This window comes from Clostridium gasigenes, from assembly GCF_900104115.1.
Lineage (GTDB): Bacteria > Bacillota > Clostridia > Clostridiales > Clostridiaceae > Clostridium > Clostridium gasigenes.
On sequence record NZ_FNJM01000005.1, the window covers coordinates 121675 to 142443 of the forward strand.

General features: G+C 29.0%; 22 protein-coding genes. 20 read left to right on the forward strand and 2 right to left on the reverse strand.

From position 1 onward, the window contains the following. Window positions 1-70: 70 nt before the first annotated feature. On the reverse strand, window positions 71-802 hold the full coding sequence (locus tag BLS77_RS10570) for an NAD-dependent protein deacylase (RefSeq protein WP_089969273.1): 732 nt from the start codon (window positions 800-802) through the stop codon (window positions 71-73). 145 nt (window positions 803-947) lie between these two features. Here BLS77_RS10570 and BLS77_RS19900 point away from each other — a divergent pair, with 145 nt between their 5' ends. The 18 genes from BLS77_RS19900 (at window position 948) to BLS77_RS19905 (ending at window position 15824) form a co-directional block, all read left to right on the forward strand. Beyond that, entirely contained in the window at window positions 948-1100 is a 153-nt protein-coding gene (locus tag BLS77_RS19900; RefSeq protein WP_175490833.1) for a hypothetical protein, read from the forward strand. Between the two features lie 302 nt (window positions 1101-1402). Further along, window positions 1403-2650 carry an ammonium transporter gene (locus BLS77_RS10575; RefSeq protein ID WP_089969276.1) on the forward strand — a complete coding sequence of 416 codons (1248 nt, stop codon included), beginning with the start codon at window positions 1403-1405 and terminating at the stop codon, window positions 2648-2650. A 10-nt stretch (window positions 2651-2660) separates the two neighbouring features. After that, the gene (locus BLS77_RS10580; RefSeq protein WP_089969279.1) at window positions 2661-2999 is read left to right on the forward strand and encodes a P-II family nitrogen regulator; all 339 of its coding nucleotides are present in this window, start codon (window positions 2661-2663) and stop codon (window positions 2997-2999) included. A 326-nt stretch (window positions 3000-3325) separates the two neighbouring features. After that, on the forward strand, window positions 3326-3943 hold the full coding sequence (locus BLS77_RS10585; protein WP_089969282.1) for a DUF3793 family protein: 618 nt from the start codon (window positions 3326-3328) through the stop codon (window positions 3941-3943). Window positions 3944-4152: 209 nt separating this feature from the next. Beyond that, a complete protein-coding gene (locus BLS77_RS10590) occupies window positions 4153-5004 on the forward strand; it encodes a DegV family protein (protein ID WP_089969285.1) in 852 nt (283 codons plus the stop codon). Between the two features lie 334 nt (window positions 5005-5338). Then, window positions 5339-6091, forward strand: a complete 753-nt coding sequence (locus BLS77_RS10595; RefSeq protein WP_089969288.1) for a DeoR/GlpR family DNA-binding transcription regulator — start codon at window positions 5339-5341, stop codon at window positions 6089-6091. Further along, on the forward strand, window positions 6088-6993 hold the full coding sequence (gene pfkB, locus BLS77_RS10600) for a 1-phosphofructokinase (protein WP_089969291.1): 906 nt from the start codon (window positions 6088-6090) through the stop codon (window positions 6991-6993). The genes BLS77_RS10595 and pfkB overlap by 4 nt, the downstream gene beginning before the upstream one ends. An 18-nt stretch (window positions 6994-7011) precedes the next feature. Then, window positions 7012-8883: a PTS fructose transporter subunit IIABC gene (locus tag BLS77_RS10605; protein WP_089969293.1), complete on the forward strand. Its 1872-nt coding sequence runs from the start codon at window positions 7012-7014 to the stop codon at window positions 8881-8883. Between the two features lie 619 nt (window positions 8884-9502). After that, window positions 9503-9994 carry a MogA/MoaB family molybdenum cofactor biosynthesis protein gene (locus tag BLS77_RS10615; RefSeq protein ID WP_089969299.1) on the forward strand — a complete coding sequence of 164 codons (492 nt, stop codon included), beginning with the start codon at window positions 9503-9505 and terminating at the stop codon, window positions 9992-9994. After that, complete coding sequence (gene modA / locus BLS77_RS10620; protein ID WP_089969303.1) at window positions 9979-10755, forward strand: molybdate ABC transporter substrate-binding protein; 777 nt, start codon at window positions 9979-9981, stop codon at window positions 10753-10755. The genes BLS77_RS10615 and modA overlap by 16 nt, the downstream gene beginning before the upstream one ends. Next, a complete protein-coding gene (modB, locus tag BLS77_RS10625; protein ID WP_089969306.1) occupies window positions 10755-11411 on the forward strand; it encodes a molybdate ABC transporter permease subunit in 657 nt (218 codons plus the stop codon). Before modA ends, modB begins: the two co-directional genes overlap by 1 nt. 13 nt (window positions 11412-11424) lie before the next feature. Continuing rightward, window positions 11425-12441: a molybdopterin-binding protein gene (locus BLS77_RS10630; RefSeq protein ID WP_089969308.1), complete on the forward strand. Its 1017-nt coding sequence runs from the start codon at window positions 11425-11427 to the stop codon at window positions 12439-12441. A gap of 58 nt (window positions 12442-12499) precedes the next feature. Next, window positions 12500-12976: a cyclic pyranopterin monophosphate synthase MoaC gene (gene moaC / locus BLS77_RS10635; RefSeq protein ID WP_089969311.1), complete on the forward strand. Its 477-nt coding sequence runs from the start codon at window positions 12500-12502 to the stop codon at window positions 12974-12976. Between the two features lie 83 nt (window positions 12977-13059). Further along, complete coding sequence (moaA, locus tag BLS77_RS10640) at window positions 13060-14031, forward strand: GTP 3',8-cyclase MoaA (protein ID WP_089969314.1); 972 nt, start codon at window positions 13060-13062, stop codon at window positions 14029-14031. A 4-nt stretch (window positions 14032-14035) separates the two neighbouring features. Then, window positions 14036-14467, forward strand: a complete 432-nt coding sequence (locus BLS77_RS10645) for an MOSC domain-containing protein (RefSeq protein WP_089969317.1) — start codon at window positions 14036-14038, stop codon at window positions 14465-14467. Between the two features lie 271 nt (window positions 14468-14738). Continuing rightward, window positions 14739-15095 (forward strand): nucleotidyltransferase domain-containing protein, encoded by a 357-nt coding sequence (locus BLS77_RS10650; protein WP_089969320.1) that lies wholly within the window; start codon window positions 14739-14741, stop codon window positions 15093-15095. Between the two features lie 3 nt (window positions 15096-15098). Next, window positions 15099-15485 carry a HEPN domain-containing protein gene (locus tag BLS77_RS10655; protein ID WP_089969323.1) on the forward strand — a complete coding sequence of 129 codons (387 nt, stop codon included), beginning with the start codon at window positions 15099-15101 and terminating at the stop codon, window positions 15483-15485. Between the two features lie 183 nt (window positions 15486-15668). After that, complete coding sequence (locus tag BLS77_RS19905; RefSeq protein ID WP_089969325.1) at window positions 15669-15824, forward strand: hypothetical protein; 156 nt, start codon at window positions 15669-15671, stop codon at window positions 15822-15824. Window positions 15825-15966: 142 nt separating this feature from the next. Here BLS77_RS19905 and BLS77_RS10665 read toward each other — a convergent pair whose 3' ends face one another. Further along, complete coding sequence (locus BLS77_RS10665; protein WP_089969328.1) at window positions 15967-16410, reverse strand: MarR family winged helix-turn-helix transcriptional regulator; 444 nt, start codon at window positions 16408-16410, stop codon at window positions 15967-15969. A gap of 229 nt (window positions 16411-16639) precedes the next feature. Between BLS77_RS10665 and BLS77_RS10670 the strand changes: the two genes are divergently transcribed. Both BLS77_RS10670 and BLS77_RS10675 read left to right on the forward strand, forming a co-directional pair. Continuing rightward, complete coding sequence (locus BLS77_RS10670) at window positions 16640-18895, forward strand: ABC transporter ATP-binding protein (RefSeq protein WP_089969331.1); 2256 nt, start codon at window positions 16640-16642, stop codon at window positions 18893-18895. After that, window positions 18888-20741, forward strand: coding sequence for an ABC transporter ATP-binding protein (locus BLS77_RS10675; protein ID WP_207648689.1), 1854 nt, complete (start codon window positions 18888-18890; stop codon window positions 20739-20741). Before BLS77_RS10670 ends, BLS77_RS10675 begins: the two co-directional genes overlap by 8 nt. Window positions 20742-20769 lie beyond the last annotated feature (28 nt).

Below are 20769 nucleotides of genomic sequence, written 5' to 3' on the forward strand. Positions count from 1 at the left end.
GTATAAAAACCATTAAGAGGTTATAGAAACTTTGCTTTTATAAAATTCCTATAACCTCTTAGTGATTTTTTTATTTCAGAACACAATACTCAAGTACTCTTCCTATTGGTTCATTTATTACTATTTCTGCTATGTTATCATATTGGGTCTCGGATTTATTTATAAGGATTAAATGTTTTCCTTTAAAATATTTAATAAATCCAGCAGCTGGATATACCATAAGAGAGGTTCCACCTATTATTAACACCTCAGCATTAGAGATAAGATCTATAGATTTATTAATTATATCTTCATCTAGTCCTTCTTCATAAAGAACAACATCAGGTTTTACTAAACCGTCACATTCCTTGCAATGTGGAATAATGCCTTCAAGTGAAAGTAATCCACATAGATCATAGAATTGTCCACAGCTAATGCAGTTGTTCCTGTGGATAGATCCATGAAGTTCTAATACATTTTTACTTCCTGCCATTTGATGAAGGCCATCAATATTTTGAGTTATAACACCTCTTAATTTACCTTTTTCCTCAAGTTTAGCTAGAGAAATATGTGCATTGTTTGGTTTTGCATTTTTATAAATTAACTTATCTTTATAAAATTTAAAAAATTCTTCTGTATGTTTAAAGAAAAAGCTATGAGAAACTAATTGCTCAGGAGTAAAATTTCTATTTAGATTTTCATTAAATAAACCAGTAGCACTTCTAAAATCGGGTATATTAGATTCAGTGCTTACGCCAGCACCACCAAAGAAAACTATGTTATTACTATTATCTATTATTTGTGATAACTTTTCTATACTCATTATAAACAACTCCAAACTATATTTATTACTTTTATTATTACATAATTAATGGGAAAAACAATGATTTTAATGTAAAAAATTAAGTCGTGATTAAGAAGTGGAAAAAGTGGTGATAATATAATATATAGGATAGGGGGAATAGTAAATGATAAATTTTTTAATTAAGGTAAAATACTATGAAAAAAATAATAAGAATGGATATGATAATATTTTGTTTTATAAATATAGTGATTTTGGTAAATGGTTTATTAAAAATAGGGAAAATACAGAAATATTAGATGTTGTAGGAAGAGTTTAATAATATAAAAGCAGTATAACAAATAGTTATGCTGCTTTTTGATTAATCTAAAAAAATAAGAAATATCTTTATTAGAAAGAGATACTTCTTTTTTATTTAACGGAGTATTAATCTTTTTGAAAAAGGAATTATAGTAAAAGTAGAAGCTTTTTAATAAAAAAAATTTAGTGTCAAAAATTATATTCTATCATTGACTTTTTTAGTGAAAACGGATAAGATAATATTAATATCAATGGAGATAATGTATTTGCCTACGGCTATATACATTATCTCTTTTTTTTTATAAAAAGGGGGCGTAGTAAATGGGAATTAATTCAGGAGATAGCGCATTTATGTTAATAAGTGCAGCACTAGTATTTTTAATGACACCTGCTTTAGCTTTTTTCTATGGGGGAATGAGCGCACGTAAAAATGTATTAAACACAATCTTCACATCTTTTATAATGTGTGGAATCTCATCGGTTCTATGGATTGTTATTGGATATTCATTATCTTTTGGTAAAGATATTCATGGTATAATTGGAGGATTTAATTACTTGTTTTTTAACAATGTAAGCGTAGATCCGAATGTTATTTATGCATCAACTATACCAGAAACATTATTTGCTACTTTTCAAATGATGTTTTCAATAGTTGCACCTGCACTCATAACAGGAGCGTTAGTGGGTAGAATGAAATTTTCTTCATTGCTAATGTTTATAACATCATGGCTTTTCTTAGTATATTACCCACTTACACATATGGTATGGGGAGATGGCGGGTTAATTAGAGCGTTAGGTGCAGTAGATTTTGCTGGAGGAAATGTAGTGCATATTAGTTCAGGAATAACAGGATTAGTAGTTTGTATTATGATAGGCAAAAGAAGAGGTCATGGAATGGTAAGTTATAAACCACATAATATACCATTTGTAGTTCTAGGGGCGGGATTACTTTGGTTTGGATGGTTTGGTTTTAATTCAGGGAGTGCATTAGGGTCAGGAACTTTAGCTATTACTGCATTTTTAACAACTAATACCTCTGCTGCTGCAGGGCTATTATCCTGGATATTAATAGAAAAAATTAAAAATGGTAAACCAACATTATTAGGAGCAGCTACTGGAGCTGTAGTAGGATTAGTAGCGATAACACCTGCTGCTGGATTTGTTCCAATTTGGGCATCTTTAATAATTGGTGCTTTAGTTAGTCCTATATGTTTCTTTTTTATGACAACTGTAAAAAAGAAATTTGGTTATGATGATGCTTTAGATGCTTTTGGTTGTCATGGTATTGGCGGAATTTGGGGAGGTATAGCAACTGGTTTATTTGCTAATACTTCAATAAATCCATCATTGCAAGGAAATGGATTGTTTTATGGTGATACGAAATTGTTTGTTGCTCAAATAATTAGTATTGTTATCACAATTGCAATAACTGCAAGTATGAGCTTTATTATTATGAGTATTATAAAACTATTTATGGATGTAAGAGTATCTAAATTTGATGAAGCTAATGGACTAGATTTATCAGAACATGATGAATCTGCTTATCCAGCATATATTGGACTAGATTAGGGGGTATTGTATGAAAAAAATTGAAGCTATTATTAGGCCAACAAAACTAGAGGAACTTAAAGAAGCTTTAAAGGAAGGTCAAATTAATGGAATAACTATATCTCAAGTAATGGGATGCGGACAACAATTAGGTTGGTCAGAGTATTATAGAGGAAATGAGGTTTTAATACATTTCCTTCCTAAGGTAGAAATAAAAATTGTTGTTGAAGACTACAAAGTAAATGAGGTAGTAAAACTTATAATAGATGTAACTAGAACTGGAGAAGCTGGAGATGGAAAGATATTTATAAGTGATATTTCTGAAGTTATAAGGATAAGAACTGGAGAGACTGGAAAAGAAGCTTTATAGGAAATAAAATCAGACGTAGTTGTAATAGGACTTAGTCTTTATGAACTAAATTTAGAATTGACATTAATACTGCATTATTCATAAATGAATTTGCAGTATTTTTTTATTCGAATGTTAATAATTATAAATTAAGGGTTAAAGGGTAGTTATAGTAATAGAACTTATTATATATTTTTCTATAGAGCATGTAGTTATAACCTATTGAAATAAAAAATTAAAAGATAAATATTAAATATATTTTATGGTTATACTATTGACAGAGAGATTAGTTTATTATAAGATGTAGTTGAGAATGAATTTCAACAACGATTAAAGGGGTGAGAACTTTGTGTATAGATTTTTATAAAAAATTAAATTCATTTGAAGGAAAAGACTACATAGAAAACTTTTTAGTTTATAGTCTTTCACTTGTAATTGCAGGATCAAAGCCAGCAGCTACAGTAACCTTCAAAAAGAAGGGTGAAAATCTATATGATAAGTGGATCACCTATGGAAGAGATTTTATAAGAAAAATTGATTTAGATTTTATAGAATTGAGAGATTGTGATGATGCTGTAATAGTTATGATATTTAGTGAGGTATCTTTAAAAGAAAATCTATTTAAAGAAAGTCACATAGAGTTCTTAGCAGCGTTAGGTTACTTAAAAAATGGAGAACTATGGGATTATTTAACAATGTTGGAGACTAGATATGATTTATATAATTGTCCACATGAGTTAGGTTTATTCTTAGGGATACCAGTTAAAGATGTTAAAGATTTTATGGAATGTACAAATAAAAAATGTTTAATGTGTGGTTATTGGAAAGTTTACAATGACCACAAAAAAGCTCAAATCATATTTAACCACTATGATTGTATAAAAGAGCATACTGTACAACACATGCTAAAGGGCAATACCTCTATTGACCTGGCATTCAACTTGAAAAATTTTTTTATTCCCTAATTAGTACATCCATAAACTTTATATAAATCTATAATTTATAGATAAGAAAGAGCACACTAGTACATCGGTGTGCTTTTTTTCATTTGGATATAGAAGATATTATTTTAACTAGTTATTTTCTTGAAGATATCTAATAATAAAGAGGAATCATAGAAATTAATAATTAATAATGTTATAATGTTCTTTATCAGAGAAATAGGAGGATAATTATGGGGGTTAAAGTAATAACAGATAGTACTTCATACCTATCTGGAGAAATGATAAATAAATATGATATTTCAGTAGTATCTTTAAATGTTACATTAAATAATAAGAGTATAAGAGAAGTGGATATAACTAATGAAGAATTTTACAAATTAATGGATGAAGTTAAAGAATTTCCAAAATCATCACAACCGTCATTAGATGAAACAAGTAATGCTTTTGAAAAACACTTATCTAATGGTGATGATATTGTTGGAATATTTATTTCTTCAGAAATGAGTGGTACTTTTTCAAGTACACATATAATAAAAGAAATGCTTTTAGAAAAATATCCAAATAGGAAAATAACACTTATAGATTCACGCTCTAATTGTATGCAAATGGGACTTGCGGTTTTAGCTGCAGCAGAAAAGGCAATAAATGGAGCAAGTTTAGAAGAGGTAGTTGAAGCTTGTGAAAGTGTAAAGCGAAAGAGTAAATTCTTATTTGCTCCACAAACTTTAGACTATTTAAAAATGGGTGGCAGAATAGGATCAGCAGGAGCTTTGTTTGGTAAAGTACTTAAAATAGTACCGATATTAACTGTTGAAGATGGAAAAACGTCAGTTGTTGAAAAAGTTAGAACAAATAATAAGGCTATAGAAAAAATATTATCTGTATTTATGAATGATATTAAAGAAAAAGGATTAGGGAAAGTAGTTATTCATCATATAAATTGTAAAAAAGAAGGTCAAAAACTTGCAGAAAAGATAAGTGCACATATAAATGAAAAGGTAGAAGTTATATCTATAGGACCTGTAATTGGAGTTCATGTGGGACCAGGAGCAATTGGGATAGCTTATAATACAGAAAGATAATAGTAGAAATAGATTAAGGCTATAAATATATTCATAGAATTTGAAAATATTTAAGTAATACAGAGATAACTATATGAATCCTAATTTGTAATTTATATTTAATTACAAATTGGGATTTTTTTATTTTATAATCACTAAGAATTATTTAAAGGATATAAGAGGTAATAAGACAGGGTAAAGTATATATTTATTAGCTATTTTATTGAAAATTCCTACAATAACAGAAAGTATAAATAAATCGTGAATGATTTTGAATTAATTTAAATGTTTTTGACTTAAAATGCTTGAAAATTACTTACAAAAGAGTTATTATGAATATAAGGAAGTGATGTAAATGTTAACAGAACAAAGATATCAAATTATTTTGAATGAAATTGATAGAAAGTCACTTGTTTATGTTAGTGAATTAGTTAAAGACCTAGATACATCAGAATCAACAATAAGAAGGGATTTAAATTTTCTTCATAAACAAGGAAAATTAAAAAAAGTTCATGGTGGGGCAACAGCTTTAGATAAGTTTATAAATACTAAAGATGATTTGCTTTCTACTAGAGAAAGTTTGAATATAGATGAAAAATTAGAAATAGCAAAATATGCAGCAAATCTTATAAAAGAAAATGATTTTGTATATATAGATGCAGGTACGACTACAGATTTAATGATTGAATTTATTAATGAAAAAGAAGCAGTATATATAACAAATGGTATAAACCAAGCTAAAAAATTAATAAATAAAGGGCTAAAAACTTATATATTAGGTGGCGAAATTAAGGAGTCTACAGAAGCAATAATAGGAGTAGAAGCCATAAACACTTTAAAGAGATATAACTTTAATAAGGGTTTCTTTGGAACTAATGGTATTTCAAAAGACAGAGGATATACAACGCCTGATATTAGTGAGGCATTAGTGAAACAAGAGGCTTTAAGAAGAACAAGAGAAGCTTATATTATGGCAGATAATTCAAAATTTGATGAAATAAGTTGTGTAACATTTGGACAATTAGAAGATGCAACGATAATTACAACAACAGTTAAAGATAATACTTATAAAGAGTTTATAGAAATAATAGAGGTGGCAAAAAAATGATTTATACAATAACTTTTAACCCTGCTTTAGATTATATAGTAAGAGTAGATGACTTTAAACTAGGAAGTGTAAATAGAACATCATACGAAGAAATTTATGCTGGTGGAAAAGGAATAAATGTTTCTATTGTATTAAATAACTTAGGAGTTGAGAGTAAAGTACTTGGATATATAGCAGGTTTTACAGGAGATGAAATAGAAAGAAAAGTTAAGGAATTTGGATGTGATTCAGATTTTATAAAATTACATAATGGAATGTCTAGAATAAATGTAAAGCTAAAATCTAGTGAAGAGTCAGAAATCAATGGTCAAGGACCACAAGTTAATAATGAATCATTAGAAGAACTTTATAAAAAATTAGATTTTTTAAAAGAAGACGACATACTTGTTTTAGCAGGAAGTATTCCATCAACACTGCCTAAAGATATATATGAATCTATAATGAAAAGATTAGATGGAAGAAAAATAAAATTTGTAGTTGATGCAACAGGAGATCTTTTATTAAACGTATTAAACTATAAACCATTTTTAATAAAACCAAATCATCATGAATTAGCAGAATTGTTTAATGTGGAAATTAAAAATGAAGATGAAATAATTCATTATGCTAAAAAGTTAAAAGAAATGGGAGCAAGAAATGTTCTTATTTCAATGGCTGGAGATGGCGCAATATTTGTTACGGAAACGGGTGAAGTTTTAAAAAGCGCTGTGCCTAAAGGAAAAGTAAGAAACTCAGTAGGTGCAGGAGACTCCATGGTTGGAGGTTTTATAGCCGGCTATTTAAAACATAATAAATTAGAAGAAGCTTTTAAAATGGGAGTTGCAACTGGTAGTGCAAGTGCATTTTCAGATGGTCTTGCTACAAAAGATAAAGTAGAAGAATTATTATTAGAAATAATTTAAATAACGGAGGGGAAAATTATGAGAATAACAGATTTGTTAAAAAAGAACGGTATAGCAATAAATCCTAATGTGAAAAATAAAGCAGAGGCTATAGATAAATTAGTAAACTTAATGGATGCTACAGGAAAACTTAGTAATAAGGAAGAATATAAAAAAGCTGTATTAGCTAGAGAAGAACTAAGCACAACTGGAATAGGTGATGGAATTGGTATTCCTCATGCTAAAACTAAAGCAGTTAAAAATGCTGGTTTAAGCGCTATGATTATAACTGATGGAATTGATTATGATTCGTTAGATGGACAACCTACAAAGTTATTCTTTATGATAGCAGCACCAGAAGGTGAAAATAATGTTCATTTAGATGTTTTAGCAAGACTTTCAACAATTTTGATGGATGAAGAATTTAAAAATACATTAATTAAGGCTAAATCAGTAGAAGAGTTCCTTAGATTAATTGATGAAAAAGAAAATGATAAATTAAATAAGGATAAAAATAAAGAAAGCAAAGATGGATATACAGTATTAGCAGTTACAGCATGTCCTACAGGGATAGCTCATACATTTATGGCTGCTGAAAGCTTAGAAAATAAAGCAAAAGAAATGGGTGTTACAATAAAAGTTGAAACAAATGGATCGGGTGGAGCTAAAAATGTTTTAACTAAAAAGGAAATAGAAAATGCTAATTGTATAATTGTAGCTGCTGATAAAAAAGTAGATATGGCAAGATTCAATGGCAAAAAAGTAATTCAAACTAAAGTTGCTAATGGAATTCATAAAGCAGAAGAATTAATAACTAAAGCACAAAATGGAGATGCACCAGTGTATAGACATGAAGGCTCAAATGAGTCCTCATCAGAGTCAGAGGAAAAAGAAAGTGTAGGACGTACAATATATAAACACTTAATGAATGGAGTTTCTCATATGTTACCATTTGTTATAGGTGGAGGTATATTAATAGCTATAGCATTCTTAGTGGATGACTATGCTATTAACCCAGCAAACTTTGGTAGTAATACACCATTTGCAGCATTCTTTAAAACAGTAGGTGGAACTGCATTTAACTTTATGTTACCAATATTGGCAGGATATATTGCAATGAGTATTGCTGATAGACCAGGGCTTGCGGTAGGGTTTGTAGGTGGAGCAATTGCAAGTGCCGGAGGATCTGGATTCCTTGGAGCGTTAATTGCAGGTTTCATAGCAGGATATGTAGTAGTTGGGTTGAAAAAATTATTTGATAAGTTACCAACTAGCCTTGAAGGTATAAAACCAGTATTGATTTACCCGGTTCTAGGAATATTACTAATTGGATTAATTATTACATTTGTTGTTAATCCTCCAGCTTCAGCATTAAATAACGGTATTAATAATGTTTTAAACAGTATGAGTGGCACTAGTAAAATATTACTTGGAGCAATTTTAGGTGGAATGATGGCAATAGATATGGGTGGTCCTTTTAATAAGGCAGCTTACGTATTTGGTACAGCTTCACTTGCAACAGGTCAATTTGATATTATGGCAGCAGTTATGGCAGGGGGAATGGTACCACCACTTGCAATTGCATTATGCACAACATTCTTTAAAAGCAGATTTACAGAAAGAGAAAGACAATCAGGATTAACAAACTATATAATGGGATTATCATTTATAACAGAAGGAGCTATTCCATTTGCAGCAGCAGATCCATTAAGAGTTATACCAGCATGTGTTGCAGGTTCAGCAACTGCAGGAGCATTATCAATGTTCTTCGAGTCATCACTTAGAGCACCTCATGGAGGAATCTTCGTACTACCAGTTATAACCAATCCATTAGGATACTTTATAGCATTAGTAGTAGGTTCGTTAGTTGGAATGATAATACTTGCAACATTAAAGAAAAAAATAAATTAATATAATTAAGAATCCGTATAGCAAATTATGCTATACGGATTTTTTTGATTTTAATTTTCTTTTGAGGGGCCATATTTCTTTTGTATATTCAACATAATAATTAGATATGATGTTAATATACAAGAAAAAAATGTTGTAGCTAGCTGTGTAGATAGGAGTTTGAAAATAGGGAATAAACCTAAAATAATATAAATAGCTCCTGTAACTAAAAATAAAATATTCATAGAAGTAAGATATTTATTTTTATCTATAAATGTAGTCCGTAATGTTTTTTTTGTTAAGGTATGGTTACTTAGTATAGCTAATATAAAATAGATAACTCCTAATAGAATAAAAAGATAAGAAATAAAATGTTCCATAATAATATATACCCCCATTCATTATAAATTATAGCAACATTTATAATATGATAGAGAAAAAACAAATAAAAATAAATTATTTAAGGGATGAATATTCTTATAACAAGTATGAAGTTACTACCTTTTAATACAAAAATATGGTATAATATTGACATATAAAGACACTAAATACAGGTTTTACAGAAAAAATAACTGACACATATAGAAGGTTTTCTAGGGTTCATAGGATGGAAGACTATAAAAATTGGGAGGCTAAGTAAATGTATACAGTTGGGATTATAACAAGTAGTGATAAAGGATATGCAGGAGAACGAGAAGATAAAAGTGGACAAGTTATGAAGGATATTGTAGAAGCAAATGGATTTAAAGTTAAAAAATATATTGTTCTTCCAGATGACAAGGAAATGCTAGCTAGTGAGTTTAAATATATGAGCGATGAACTAGGTGTAAACCTTATACTAAGCACAGGTGGAACAGGATTTTCAGTTAGAGACATAACTCCGGAAGCAACTAAAATGATAATAGAAAGAGATGCACCAGGAATATGTGAAGCTATAAGATGGTATAGCTTGCAAATAACTAAAAGAGCTATGCTCTCAAGAGCAGTATCGGGGATTAGGGGTAAGACATTAATTGTTAATTTGCCAGGAAGCCCTAAAGCTTGCAAGGAAGCTTTAGATTTTGTATTAGAGGATATTAAGCATGGAATAGATATTTTACTTGGGGAGGCAATTGAATGCGCAAGAAAGTAGTAATTATATTGATGATTGGTTTATTGTCGTCAATAAGTGGATGTGCAAATAAAGAAATTAATGGAAAGAAAGATGAGATTACAATTAGTGTAGCAGCAAGCTTAACAGAGCCAATTAATAAAATCAAAGAGGAGTACGAAAGTGCTAATAATGTGAAAATTAATGTTAATACAGGTGGGTCTGGAACTTTAAAAAGACAAATAAGTGAAGGCGCAGATGTTGATATATTTTTTTCAGCTAATGAAAAATTTATGAATGATTTAATAAATGAAGAGTTAGTTTTGAAGGAAGAGGTATGCTCTCCATTAAGAAATTCACTGGTATTAGTTGAAAATAATGCGGTTAGTGAAAAAATAAATAAGTTTGATGATTTAATAGGATTAAATAAAAAGATAGCACTTGGAGAAATAGAAACAGTTCCAGCAGGAGAATATGCGAAAGAGGCGCTGAGTAATATGAATTTATGGAAAGGTATTGAGACTAATGTTGTATATGGAAAAGATGTTAAAGCTGTTAAAACATATGTAGAAAGTGGTGATGCTGATTTTGGGTTTATATATAAAAGTGATGCTAAAGATTTAAAAGACTCGCAAATAGTTTTAGAGGTTCCAAGTAAAAATCATAAAGAGATAATATATGTATTAGCACCTATAAAATCAAGTAAAAATCATAAAGAAAATATTAAAATAATTGAATTTATAACTTCTAATAGAGGAAAAGAAATATTTGAGGAATATGGATTTAACATGGGGGACAAGTAGTGATAATAGATGCAGTTTATACTTCCATAAAAGTTGTATTAATTTCATTAATAATAACATTAGGAATATCTATAGTGGCGATAAAAATTTTAACTAGAAAAACTACTAAGTTTAAAAAAATTATAGAGACATTCATAATTTTGCCTATGTTTATCCCCCCATCTGCTATTGGATATTTAATATTAATAATTTGTGGAAAAAATGGGCCTATAGGTAAAATATTAAATGAAAATTTCAATACTTCTATTATATTTACATTATCAGCAGCAGTTATAGCAGCAGTTATTGTTACACTACCAATAATGTATCAAAGTATAAAGGTGGCAGTTTTATCAGTAGATAAAGATGTTAAGGATGCAGCTAGAGCAGGGGGAGCAAGTGAGTTTCAAGTATTTATTAAAATAATTTTACCACTTTCAAGAAGAGGAATATTAACAGGAATACTTTTGAGTTTTGCAAGAGCATTTGGAGAGTTTGGAGCAACTATATTAGTGGCTGGAAACATACCAGGAAAAACACAAACATTGCCAATGTCAATGTATTACGCAATAGAGAACAACAATAATAAAGAAGCTGTAACTATATTAATAATAGTGTTTATAATAGCAGTTTTTTTAATGAGTTTATATAGTTATCTAATTAATAAAGAAGATTAGGATGTGATTTGAAATGAAAATGATAAAAGTTGAAGATGCAATAGGAACAATGTTATCTCATGATGTAACACAGATAATCCCAGGTAAATTTAAGGGAAGAGCCTTTAAAAAAGGACATATAATAAGAGCGGAGGACATAGAAAAGTTATTATCAATTGGAAAAGATAATGTTTATGTATGGGAACCTAAGGAAGGTGAACTTCATGAAAATGATGCAGCTAAAAGGATTTCAGATTTAGTTGTAGGGGAAGGTGTGGATACTGCAGAAGAGATTAAGGAGGGGAAAATAGATTTTTTTGCAGCTAGAGATGGGTTGCTTAAAATAGATAAAGAGAACTTGTTTAAGCTTAATTCATTAGGGGAAATAATAGTTTCAACTTTGCATAATAATACCCCTATTAAAAAAGGTGAAAAAATTGGAGCAACTAGAGTTATTCCATTAATAATAGATGAAAATAAAATTATAGAAGCTGAGGAGGTAATAAAAAATAGTATTATTTCCGTAAAAGAAATAACTCCTAAAAAAGTTGTAGTTATAACAACTGGAAATGAATTATATTACGGAAGAATTAAAGATGCATTTTTACCGATAATAGAAAAGAAACTTAATGAATATGGAAGTTCAGTTTTAAATAAAATTATACTTCCAGATGATAAAGATAGAATAAATTTAGAAATTAAGAAGGCTATAGAAGAAGGCGCAGATATGATTATTTGCACGGGAGGAATGTCTGTAGATCCTGATGATGTTACGCCAAATGCAATAAAAGAATGTGGAGCAAAATTAGTTGTGTATGGTTCACCTGTGTTACCGGGAGCAATGTTTTTATTAGCTTATCATGAAGATATGCCAATACTAGGGGTGCCAAGTTGCGCTATGTACTCAAAAAGAACAGTTTTAGATCTAGTACTTCCAAGGTTACTTGCAGATGAAAAACTAACATTAAATGATATAGTAGCTTATGGACATGGTGGGTTATGTTTAGATTGTAATATATGTAATTTTCCACATTGTTCATTTGGAAAATAAAGAAAATAATATTTATAAGTAATAATAATAGTTAACATATATATAGGAGGAGAAAACTATGGATAAAAAGCTTACACACTTTGATGAAAGTGGAAATGCAAGAATGGTTGATGTTTCTGAAAAAGATAAAAGTAAAAGGGTAGCTATAGCAGTATCGAAAATAAGAGTAAACCCTGAAACTTTAAAACTTATAGAGGAAGGTAAAATAGGTAAAGGCGATGTTCTTGGAGTTGCAAGGGTAGCGGGTATAATGGCAAGTAAACAGACTTCAAATTTAATACCTATGTGTCATCCAATAATGATATCTAGCTGTGATATTGAGTTTGAAATAGATAAGGAAAAAAGCGAAATTAACATAAAATCTATAGTTAAATTAGTTGAAAAAACAGGTGTGGAAATGGAAGCTTTAATGGCAGTAACAATTGCTGCATTAACAATTTATGATATGTGTAAAGCTTTAGATAAAAGAATGGTTATTGAAGATACACATTTATTAAAAAAAACAGGAGGAAAAAGTGGTGAGTTTAATTTTTAAGTAAAAATCTAAATATTTTATTTAGTAAAACTTAGATTTAGACACTACTATTATTAAAAAATAGTAGATCCATTAAAAAAAATATGGAAGATAAATATGGAAGAAAGATAGATTATCTAAGAATATCAGTAACAGATAATTGTAATCTAAGATGCATTTATTGTATGAAAGAAAATCATAATGATTTTTTATCTTCTGATAAAAAGCTTACAGATAATGAAATATATAGAATAGTACTTGAAAGTGCAAAGCTTGGAATAAAGAAAATAAGATTCACTGGCGGAGAGCCTTTAGTTAGAAAAGATATTATGAACCTAATAGGAAGAATTAATAAGATAGAAGGAATAGAGGAAATATATTTAACTACTAACGGAATATTATTATTAGATCAAGTTGAAAATTTAGCTGCAAATGGAGTTAAAGGTGTAAATATTAGCCTAGATTCATTAAAGCCAGATAGGTTTAAAACATTAACTAGAAGAGGTGAATTAAAGAAAGTTTTAGAAGTTATTGATAAATGTATAGAACATAATATAAAAGTTAAGTTAAATACTGTTATTATAGGAGACATAAATCAAGATGAAATATTAGATTTTGTTGAGCTTACAAAACAGAAGGCTATAGATGTAAGGTTTATAGAACTTATGCCAATTGGACAAGGTAAATTATTTAAACCAGTTAAAAATACTAAGATTTTAGAAATAATAAAATCGGAATATAAAGAACTAGCTGAAATTAATAGAAATATATCAGAAGGACCAGCTAAATATATTAGAGTAAATAATTCATTAGGAAGAGTTGGATTTATAAGTGCAATAAGTAATTGTTTTTGTGATTATTGCAATAGAATAAGAATTACACCAGATGGATTTTTAAAGCAGTGTTTACATTGGAATTATGGAGTAGATTTAAGAACATTACTTAGAAATGGTATTTCAAACGAAGAGCTAAATAATATCATTAAAAATAATATATATAATAAGCCAGAAAAACATTTATTTAATGAACAAAACAAAAATGAAGAAATAAGATTTATGAATGAAATTGGAGGCTAATGCAATGAATAAAGTTATAGCAATATGTACAAGCAAGCAAAAGGGCACAGCTAAGGTAATGGTAGATGAGGCTAATCTAATATATGATTTTGGAATAGAAGGAGATGCCCATGCAGGTAAATGGCATAGGCAAGTAAGTTTGTTAGCATTAGATAAAATAGAAGACTTTAGAAGTAGTGGTGCAAATGTAGAATTTGGCGCATTTGGAGAAAACTTAGTTGTAGAAGGATTTGAGTTAAATAAATTACCAATAGGACAAAAAATACAAGTTGGAGAAACACTTTTAGAATTAACACAAATAGGTAAGAAATGTCATGACAAATGTGCAATATTCTATCAGGTAGGAAAATGCATAATGCCTACTAATGGGATATTCACAAAGGTATTAGTAGGTGGGAAAGTAAAAGTTGGTGACAGGTGCGAACTTATAGATTAAATCGCTTATGATTGAGCAAAAGTTATGAAAGATAGCAATACAATTCATTGCAAAATGAATTGTATTGCTATTTTACTTGTGCTTAGTAAAAAAATAAAATTGGTCGGTACTTTCGTCCATCTGAGTTAACGAAGGTGGAAAACACCTGCTTTCTACAGTTGTTTTAAATAGGATAATTAGATATAATAAAGATAGAGTAATAAGGAATTTAAAAAAATATATTAGCATATTTATTTATTATTTTTTAAAGATGTCTAAAGGTAGGTTTAAAATGAAAGCTGATGTAGAGTATTGTCTTGATGAAAATGTAAGAAATGAAATAATTATTATAAAAGATTTTGTTAAAAGTGAAGTAAGTGAAATAGAAATATTTCTTTTTGGTTCAATTGCAAAAGGAAAATATAAAAAAGATAGTGATATAGATATACTAATTTTAATTCCAGATGATAAATCTATTAAGGAATTAAGATTATTAAGGCATAAATTAGAAGATAAGATAGATATCTTAAAGTTATCCCGTAGCGTAGATATTAAACTTTATAATAGAAATAGATATATTAATTTGGCTAATAATACTAGTTTTGAACAGGAAATACAAAATGATTTGATAGATATAAGGAGCTGGTGATCTGTGGTAAAAAGAGACATGTTTTATTTTGCTGATATAGATGAAAAATTTATAGATGGGACAAAAAATAGTGTTGGGTTAGAAGATGGAGTATTAGTTCATTGTCAACAGTGTATAGAAAAAAATTTAAAGGGAATCACAGAAAAAAAATACGGCATTATATCCAGGGAGCATAATTTAGTTAAGCTTTTAGAAGTTTTATATTTAAATGATTATAAATATTTGAAAGAATTCAAAGGATTATGTAGAGATTTAAAGGATTTTTATTTTAGCAGAAGATATGCTTCAGATGATTATGAACTATTAACACATGAAGAATATTGTGAGTATATCCATAATTTTTATGAATTATTAGAGGCTCTTAAAGTAATAAGAAAAGAATTAGAGTAATTGTACGCAATAAAGAGTAGACTCTATCGGAAACTAAGAATAAGTTTATAAAAATATAATCTGTATATCAAATTATGATATATGGATTTTTTTTATTCTCTTATATGGCTTAGAGAAGTATAGTTAAGATTATTTGAGAGAAACTAATTTAGAATAATAATTTTAAAAGGAGTGATATTACAGATGGATTCAAAAAATAAAAGAGAAATGAAAAAAGAAAATTATCTTAAAAATGAGGTTAGGACAAAGGAACCTATGTCTAAAAATAGTTTTGTAAGTACTATTCAAAGTCCTGCTTTAAATGAAAGTGGAATTGAAGCAAAGAAAAAAGGGTTTTAGCAAATAAATAAATTTATAATTATGAAAAATTAATAAGCTAAGTGTTGAGCTTAGCTTATTTTGGGTTAAAAGTTTTCAATGATATCTTAATTAAATACATTTCTAAGGTTCTAGTATGAAAGTAAATTAATAGTTACCACTATTAATTTAGTTTAGATAGGATAGGTGTAAGCTTCTCTAACAAACCTTCTAATGAATTTAAATCATCGTCAGCAAGGTCTGATAATTTTACGCAGAGAATATCTTTAAATTTTTGAGTTTGAGAATTAAGTAATTCATTTGCTTTTTCTGTTAACTCCACTCTAAGAATTCTTCTATCATTGGGGTCTTCATATCTATTAATAAATCCATCTTGGATTAATTTATCTATAATAGGGGTCATATTAGGTTTAGATACACCAATAGTATTTGCTAAATGAGAAAGTGATACCGGACCAGAATGTGAAAGGGAAAAGATAACTTTAAAATGTGATGGTGGCATACAAGCCCCTTTAATAAAATGATCTTTATTGAAAGTTTTCTTACGTAATTCTAACAACATGTTAACTAAATCATCAGAAATTTTATTTAAATTTATAGTATCCATAGTAATTCTCCTTCGCATATATTAGTAAACGTCTAATTAATTATAAACTAAAATAATTGTGAATTCAAATAAAAAGTTATTGACTTATAATAGTTATGAAAATATAATTGATATATAATCATAAATAAATTAAAAGGTAATGGTGCTAAAAAGATACAGCAGAATAGGACTAGTTATTTTTGAAGCTACCTAAATAAAGAACTAGTAGACGAGAGGAGAAATGTATAAAGTGTTTAAATTAATTAAGTATTTAAAAAAATCTACGTTGCCAATCATAATTATTATTGGATTACTTATAGTACAGGCGGTCTGTGATCTTTCGTTGCCAGACTATACATCTGATATAGTAAATGTTGGGATACAACAAGGTGGAGTAAAAAACGCTGTTCCAGAAATAATTAGAAAAGAACAGCTAGAAAATATTATGGTATTTATGGATGATAATAATAAATCTCAGGTTATGGATAACTATATATTATTAGATAAACAGGATCTTAGCCAAGATGAGTTTAGTAAATATGTTAAGAAATATCCACAACTTGAAAATGAAAAATTATATAAACTTAACACTAAGGATAAAAAGTTAATAGAAAAATTAAATAATATAATATCACAGCCAATTGCTATTTTATCAGCAATTGAAAAGGATGGGTCAAATGGAAATGAAATTAAAGAAGGATTAATTAGTAATATTCCAAATAATATGGTTGTTCCAGAAAATATGGATACAATAACCCTTCTTAAAAATATGCCTAAAGAAATAGTTGAAGAAGTAAATAAACAAATGGGCGAAAAATTAAAAGATTTATCAGATAGTATGGTATCTCAAATCGCAATTCCATACATTCAAAATGAATATAAAGCTATAGGAGTAAACACAAGCAAACTTCAAAGTAATTTTATTTTGTATTCTGGTGGAATAATGGTGCTAATAGCTCTTATTAGTATGGTAGCAACAGTAATTGTAGCTTATATAGGTGCAAAAGTTGCTGCAGATCTTGGAAAAAATCTTAGAGGTCAAGTGTTTAAAAAAGTTGTATCATTCTCAAATACAGAATTAGATAAATTCTCTACAGCTTCACTTATTACAAGAAGCACTAATGATATACAACAAATACAAATACTTATGGTAATGCTTTTAAGAGTAGTATTTTATGCTCCTATACTTGGGCTTGGAGGAGTATTAAAAGTTATTCAAACTGATAGTTCAATGGCATGGATAATAGCAGTTGCATTAATTGCTATGTTATCACTAATAATAGTTTTATTTGCCCTTGCTATGCCAAAGTTTAAAGCGGTTCAAAATCTTATAGATAAGGTTAATCTTGTAACACGTGAAATATTATCAGGAATGCTTGTAATTCGTGCGTTTAGTACTCAAAAGCATGAAGAGAAAAGATTTGATAAGGCAAATATGGATTTAACAAAAACTAATCTTTTTGTTAATCGTACAATGGCAACAATGATGCCACTTATGATGCTAATAATGAATGCAATTACTATATTAATAGTTTGGAGTGGATCACATGCAGTTGATTCTGGAACAATGCAAGTTGGAGATATGATGGCATTTATACAATATACAATGCAAATAATAATGTCATTCTTAATGATATCAATGGTATCAATTATGCTTCCACGTGCAAGTGTTGCAGCTGGGCGTGTTGATGAGGTTTTAAAAACAGGATTTATAATAGAAGACCCAAAGGAAGTTAAATCTTTCAATAAAAATAAAAAGGGAATTATAGAGTTTAAGAATGTTTCTTTTAGATATCCAAATGCTGCAGAAGATGTATTAAGTAAAATATCATTTACAGCAAACCCTGGGAAAATTACTGCTTTTATAGGAAGTACAGGCGGTGGTAAATCTACACTTATTAATTTAATACCTCGTTTTTATGATGTAACAGAGGGTGAGATATTAATTGATGGAGTAGATATAAGAAATGTAAAACAACATGAATTAAGAGATAAAATAGGATATGTTCCTCAAAAGGGAGTTTTATTCTCAGGAACTATTGAAAGTAACTTAAAGTATGGTAGAAAGAACACTAGTGAAAAAGAATTAGAAAAAGCAGCACAAATAGCACAAGCTATGGAGTTTATAAATGAAAAGGAAGAAGGCTTTAATTCAGAAATATCTCAAGGTGGTACAAATGTATCTGGAGGTCAAAAACAAAGACTTTCAATTGCAAGAGCAATAGCTAAAAAACCTGATATATATATTTTTGATGATAGTTTCTCAGCACTTGATTTTAAAACAGATGTACAATTAAGAAAGGCTCTAAAAGCTGAAACAACAGAGAGTACTGTATTAATAGTTGCTCAAAGAATAAGTACTATATTACATGCAGAACAAATTATAGTAATTGATGAAGGTAAGGTTGTAGGTGTAGGTACACATAATGAGCTTCTAGAAAACTGTGAGGTATATAAACAAATAGCTTCATCACAACTTTCAAAGGAGGAGCTAGATCATGAGTAAAGAAAAAGGTGGAACTGGAAAAGGCTTTGGCGGAGGTCCTATGGGCGGCATGGGCGCTGGAGAAAAAGCGAAGAACTTTAAAGGTACAATGAAAGAACTACTTAAATATTTAAAACCATATAGAATAGCGATAATATTAGTAGTTATTTTTGCAATAGGAAGTGCAGCGTTTTCAATAGTTGGACCAAAAATGTTAGGGAAAGCAACTACGAAAATTTTTAATGGACTTATTGGAAAGGTACAGGGAACGGCAGATGCAGGTATTGATTTTGAATATATAGGTAGGATTTTAATATTATTACTAGGATTATATTTAATAAGTGCAGCATTTTCATTTATACAAGGATTTGTTATGTCGGGAGTTTCTCAAAAAGTTTCTTATAATATGAGAAAAGAAATTTCAGAAAAAATTAATCGTATGCCACTTAAATATTTTGATACTAAAACTCATGGGGAAGTATTATCTAGAGTTACAAATGATGTTGATAGTATAAGTCAAAATTTAAATCAAAGTATGACCCAAGTTATTACTGCAATTACAACTATAATAGGTATACTAATAATGATGTTATCAATAAGTTGGATGATGACAATTATAGCATTATTAATATTACCTATATCAGGACTATTAATTACTTTAGTTGTAAAAAAATCACAAAAATACTTTAAAGACCAACAAGAATATTTAGGTCATGTAAATGGTCAGGTTGAAGAAGTATATGGTGGACACAATATAGTAAAAGCATTTAATGGAGAAGAGGATGCAATTGAGGAATTTGATAAATTAAACACTAAGTTATACGAATCCTCTTGGAAGTCACAATTCTTATCAGGAATGATGATGCCTATAATGACATTCGTAGGAAACTTAGGATATGTAATGGTGTCTATTCTTGGTGGATGGCTTGCAATTAAGAAAACTATTGAAGTTGGAGATATCCTTTCATTTATACAATATGTAAGAAGTTTTAATCAGCCAATAGCTCAAACAGCTCAAGTTGCAAACTTAATGCAATCAACAGCCGCAGCAGCAGAAAGAGTATTTGAGTTCTTAGATGAAGAAGAGGAAGTTCAATTTGCTAAAAACCCAGTTAGCATAGAGGGTATAAATGGAGAAGTTACATTTAAGAATGTTCATTTTGGATACAATCCAGAAAAAACAATTATAAATAATTTCTCAGCTAATGTTAAACCAGGTAAAAAGGTTGCAATAGTTGGTCCAACTGGGGCTGGAAAAACTACAATGGTAAAACTGCTTATGCGTTTTTATGATGTAAACACTGGTGAAATATTAATAGATGGTCACAATATACAAGATTTTAATCGTGATGATTTAAGAGAATTATTTGGAATGGTTCTTCAAGAGACTTGGTTATTCAATGGAACTATTATGGAAAATATAAGATATGGAAGATTAGATGCAACCGATGAGGAAGTTATAAATGCTGCTAAGGCTGCACATGCTCATCATTTTATTAAAACACTTCCAGATGGATATAATATGGTTCTAAATGAAGAGGCTAGCAATGTATCACAAGGACAAAAGCAATTGTTAACAATAGCCCGTGCTATTTTAGCAGATCCAAGACTTCTTATACTTGATGAAGCTACAAGTTCAGTAGACACTCGTACAGAAGTTTTAATACAAAAGGCTATGGAAAATCTTATGGCTAACAGAACAAGTTTTATAATAGCACATAGATTATCAACAATAAGAGATGCAGATTTAATACTAGTAATGAAAGATGGGGATATAATAGAACAAGGAAACCATGTTGAATTATTAGAAGCAAATGGATTCTATGCATCATTATATAATAGTCAATTTGAACAAATGGAAGCATAAGGCATGAAAAAATAATAGCTTCAGAATA